The organism is Acidovorax sp. HMWF018 (assembly GCF_003061035.1).
In the GTDB taxonomy this organism is placed as follows: domain Bacteria; phylum Pseudomonadota; class Gammaproteobacteria; order Burkholderiales; family Burkholderiaceae_C; genus Acidovorax; species Acidovorax delafieldii.
This window is the reverse complement of sequence record NZ_QAIM01000159.1, coordinates 1-4,828: the sequence shown is the minus strand read 5'-3', so window position 1 is coordinate 4,828 and position 4,828 is coordinate 1. Positions and strand designations below refer to the sequence as shown.

Here is a 4,828-nt window from a genome sequence, read left to right as displayed (position 1 = left end):
CTCGACCCCACCGCCCTGCTGCCCACCCTGGCCGACATCGAAGCCGCTGCCGAGGTGGTGTACCGCGACTTCGCCGCCACGCCCCAGTACCGCTGGGGCCTGCTCAGCCAGCGCCTGGGCACCGACTGCTGGCTCAAGCACGAGAACCACACGCCCGTGGGAGCGTTCAAGATCCGGGGTGGCCTCACTTACTTCGACCAGCTCGCCCAGCGCGGCGCGCTGCCCCAAGAGGTCATCAGCGCCACGCGCGGCAACCACGGCCAAAGCATGGGCTGGGCCGCGCGCCGCCACGGCGTGGCCTGCACCATCGTCGTGCCGCGTGGCAACTCGGTGGAGAAGAACGCTGCCATGCGCGCCCTGGGCGTCACGCTCATCGAACACGGCGACGACTTTCAGGAAGCGCGCGAACACGCTATCCAGCTCGCGGCCCAGCGCGGCGCCCACATGGTTCCCAGCTTCCACCCCGACCTGCTGCGCGGTGTCAGCACCTACTGGTGGGAGTTCTTGCGCGCCGTGCCGCAGCTCGATGTGGTGTACGTGCCCATCGGCCAGGGCTCGGGCGCGTGCTCGGCCATCGCAGCCAAGCTTGCGCTGCAGCACCCCGTGCGCGTGGTCGGCGTGGTCAGCAGCCATGCCACCACCTACGCCGATTCGCTGGCCGCCGGCCGCGTAGTCGAGGCACCCGTCACCACCCAGCTCGCCGACGGCATGGCCTGCCGCGTGGCCGACGCCGAGGCCCTGGCCGTGATGGCGCCCCACATCGACCACATCGTGCAGGTGAGCGACGCCGAAGTGGCCGCTGCCATGCGCGCCTTGTTCACCGACACGCACAACGTGGCCGAAGGCGCAGGTGCGGCGGCACTGGCGGCAGCGCTGCAGGAACGCGACCAGCTACAGGGTTTGCAAGTGGGCCTGGCGTTGACGGGCGGCAACGTGGATGCGCCCATGTTCGGCAACGTTCTGGCGGACTGAAGCCCTCGCGGATTCAACCGAAAAAGCTACACATTTAATAGCATCGGTCGCTTTTGCGACAAACGCCTGCAGCTGGTTCTGATCACAATCCGCCGCATGGGAACCCTCTACCTTGTGCGCCACGGCCAGGCCTCGTTTGGCGCGGAAGACTACGACCAGCTCAGCGCGCTGGGCCGCCAGCAGGCGGTGCGACTGGGCGAGCACTGGCGCGCACGCGGCTTGGGGTTTGATGCCGTCATCACGGGCACGCTGCGCCGCCATACGCAAACGCTGGAAGGCATCGCCGAGGGCCTGCAGACCACCCCCGAGGTGCTGCAGTTGCCAGGCCTCAATGAATACGACAGCCATGCGCTGATCGCCGCCATCCACCCCCAGCCCCTGGGCCCGGCCGACACGCCTGAGCGCTACCGCGCGCACTTTCGTATCCTGTGCGACGCGCTGGCGCAGTGGATGGCAGGTGTCATCAGCCCCCAGGGCATGCCCAGCTGGAACGATTTTTCGGCCGGTGTGCGCAGCGCGCTGGACCATGTGCGCCACCACCATGCGGGCCAGAACGTGCTGCTGGTGAGCAGCGGCGGCCCCATCTCCACCGCCGTGGGCGAGGTGCTGGGCACGGCGCCCGAGGTCACCATTGCGCTGAACATGCGCATCCGCAACAGCGCGGTGACGGAGTTCTCCATCTCGCCCAAGCGGTTGATGTTGCAGACCTTCAACACGCTGCCGCACCTGAACGAGCTGGAGCACGCGCAGTGGGTGACGCACGCCTGAGCACCGATATTTCGGTTTTCTGAGCCTTTCAGGCCGCTTGCGCTAGTGGATCATGCGCCGGAAGCTATTAAAAATATAGCAAACCGATTCAGCGCAAGTGGGGACCATCCGCCAGGGTAGACAGCGGCAGCGCCTGCAGCTCCTGCAGCAGCGCCACCAGTTGTTGCGCTGCAGCGTCCACCACCGCTTGTCCCTTGTCGGCCGTGGCTGCAGCCGCGTTACCCACGGCACCCGCCGGGTGGTAGTCCTGCATCTGCCAGCCCAGCTTGGCGCTTTTGCCGTTGCCCAGGATGGCGTAGCGCTCCGACCGGTCCTGCGAGGTGGAGCGGAAGTTTTGCGCGTGTGCCATCTGCACGGTGGCGGGCGCCAGGTGCAGCATCATCGATGTCTCGATCTCGCCCGCATGGATGCCAAAGCGGTGCTCCTGGGCGCTGAACTGGCCCGCCACCGCATCGGGCAGCGGCAGGCTGAACCAGCTGGCGCTGTAGACGATGAGGTCGCAGCGCGTGCGCAGCTCGCGCGCCACGATGTCCATCACGCTCACCTGTCCGCCGTGGCCGTTGAACAGCAGCAGCTTCCTGATGCCCGCGCGGGCCACGCACTCGCCGATCTCGGTCCACAGCGCAATCACCGTGGCGGGCGACAGCGTGAGCGTGCCGGGAAAGCGGATGTGCTCCGGGCTCAGGCCCACGTTCTGTGGCGGCAGGAACAGCACGGGCAACTCGGCGGGCAGGTGCGGCAGCGCGGCATCGATCACACCCTGCAGCAGCGTCGCATCGACCGACAGGGGCAGGTGTGGCCCATGCTGCTCGACAGCCGCCACGGGCAGCACGGCCACCACCTGTTCAGCCTGCCCGCTGGCCTTTAGCGCCGCGAAATCACGGGTGGACAAGTCGGCCCAGAAGCGGGAGGGCAAGGGAGTCAAGGCGGCAGAAGTCATGCGTGCATGGTAGCGGCGCTGCCGGCCTCTGGGAAACGGCCACTGGCGCCGCTAACATGCCACCATGACCCAAGACCTCTTCCGCCAAGACGCCTACCTGCGCGAATGCAGCGCCCACATCACCGCTGTCACCGATGCCGGCATCGTGCTGGACCAGACCGTGTTCTACCCCCTGGGCGGCGGCCAGGCCGGTGACAGCGGTGTGCTGGTGCTGGCAGACGGCACACAGATCACCATTGCCGACACCCGCAAGGGCAAGGACGCCGACGGCAACCCCACCAGCGACATCGTGCACATCCCCGCCCCCGGGCAGGAAGACCGCGTGGCGCAGCTCACGCCCGGCACCACCGTCACGGCCCGCATCGACTGGGAGCGCCGCCACCGCATGATGCGGCTGCACACCACCAGCCACCTGCTGTGCCATGTGGTGCCGCAGCTGGTCAACGGCTGCTCCATCACACCCGACTACGCGCGGCTGGACTTTGCGATGACCGACCCGCTGGACAAGGAGCAGCTGACCGCCGCCATCGCCACCCTGGTGGCTGCCGCGCACCCACTCACCGTGGCCTCGATCAGCGATGAAGAACTGGACGCGAACCCCGCGCTGGTCAAAAGCATGAGCGTGCAGCCCCCACGCGGCACCGGGCGCATCCGCACCATCCGCATCGGCGGCGAAGCCGACGCGCCACTGATCGACCTGCAGCCCTGTGGCGGCACGCATGTGGCCAACACGTCGGAGATCGGCGCCATCGTGGTGACCAAGATTGAAAAGAAAAGCGCCACCTCCCGCAGGGTGGTGCTGGGCTTTGCCCAGTGAGCGCAGCGAGGAGCGCTTTTCTTTGGGGTGCACTCACTTGTGCGCAGCGCAAGTGAGCGCGCACCAAAAGACACGGTCCTGAGCCACCACCCGCCGGGTGGTGCCGGGCTTTGCCCTGTGAGTGCAGCCACGGGCGACCACACTCACTGTCAACAATGTTGAGCCACCACAGCCGCCCGTTGCATTGGCTTACGCAGGCAGGCTGACAACGGGGACAATAGCGCCCGCGCGCAGCACCCGCCCGGCCCTCGGGCGGCGGTGACCGGCTCAACGTTCCGGGGCTGCGGCGCCTACCCTTGCCTGCCGCCATGCCGATCTCCCTGCGCTCCGTCTCTTTTGCCTCTTTGCGCCAGCACCGCTGGTTCCGCCCCGCCGTCCGCGCGCTGGCGGGTTTGATCGCCCTGTGGCTGATCACCTGGCTCGCCATTCCGCCACTGGTCAAGGGCCCGCTGGAGCGCATCGCGTCCGAGCAACTGGGGCGCACCGTGACGGTGGGCGGCATCGACTTTGAGCCCTGGAGCCTGGAATTCGCGCTGCGTGACGTGACCGTGGCGGGCGCCAATGGTGCGCCCCCACAGCTGACCATTGGCCGCATCTATGCCGATGGCGAGCTGCAATCCCTGCTGCGCCTGGCGCCGGTGGTGGACGCCTTCACCATCGAAAACCCGGTCCTGCGCATCACCCACCTGGGCGACGGCCGCTACGACGTGGACGACATCATTGCCAAGGTCACCGCGCCCAAGAGCGAGCCCGAGCCAGACACCGGCCCCGCGCGCCTGGCGCTGTACAACCTGGCGCTCACCGGCGGCAGCATCGACTTCATCGACAACACGGTCAGCGAGACCCACGAGGTGCGTGCGCTGGCGCTGAAAGTGCCGTTCATCAGCACCCTGCCCTCGCAGCGCGAGGTGAAGGTGGAGCCCCACCTGGCGTTCACACTGGACGGCAGCCGGTTTGACTCCTCCGCCGAGGGCACGCCGTTTGCACAGACCGGCAAAGCCGACGCGCAGATCCGGCTGGATGGCCTGAACCTCGCACCCTACCTGGGCTACCTGCCGGCCAATCTCCCCGTCAAGGTGTTGGGAGCCACGCTGGATGCGGATGTGAAGGTGGCCTTTGAACAGCACCCGCGCATGGCCGTGAAGCTGACAGGCACCGTACAGGCCAGCGGTGTGCGCATGGCCGACCGCCAGGGCGCCGACCTGCTGAGCTACGAGCGCCTGAAGATCGACATGGCCGATGTGCGCCCGCTGGACCAGGTGGTGCGCCTGCAGCATGTGGAGCTGACGGCGCCCGTGGTGACCGCCACCCGCGACGCCAGCGGTCAGATC

Annotated in this window: 5 protein-coding genes; 4 read left to right on the top strand and 1 reads right to left on the bottom strand. The window is 67.7% G+C overall.

Going from position 1 to position 4,828, the window contains the following annotated elements; genetic code table 11:
* Positions 1-972, top strand: a 972-nt coding sequence (locus DBR23_RS06185) for a threonine dehydratase (protein ID WP_369882089.1), incomplete at its 5' end; no start/stop codon positions are given.
* Between the two features lie 96 nt (positions 973-1,068).
* Positions 1,069-1,740 carry a histidine phosphatase family protein gene (locus DBR23_RS06180; RefSeq protein WP_108497651.1) on the top strand — a complete coding sequence of 224 codons (672 nt, stop codon included), beginning with the start codon at positions 1,069-1,071 and terminating at the stop codon, positions 1,738-1,740.
* Between the two features lie 88 nt (positions 1,741-1,828).
* On the opposite strand, the gene DBR23_RS06175 is transcribed toward DBR23_RS06180, so the two are convergent.
* Entirely contained in the window at positions 1,829-2,680 is an 852-nt protein-coding gene (locus DBR23_RS06175; protein WP_108497650.1) for a creatininase family protein, read from the bottom strand.
* A 64-nt stretch (positions 2,681-2,744) separates the two neighbouring features.
* Between DBR23_RS06175 and DBR23_RS06170 the strand changes: the two genes are divergently transcribed.
* Both DBR23_RS06170 and DBR23_RS06165 read left to right on the top strand, forming a co-directional pair.
* Positions 2,745-3,497 (top strand): alanyl-tRNA editing protein, encoded by a 753-nt coding sequence (locus DBR23_RS06170; RefSeq protein ID WP_108497649.1) that lies wholly within the window; start codon positions 2,745-2,747, stop codon positions 3,495-3,497.
* Positions 3,498-3,805: 308 nt separating this feature from the next.
* A partial coding sequence (locus DBR23_RS06165) for a DUF748 domain-containing protein (RefSeq protein WP_146191245.1) occupies positions 3,806-4,828 on the top strand: 1,023 nt, incomplete at its 3' end.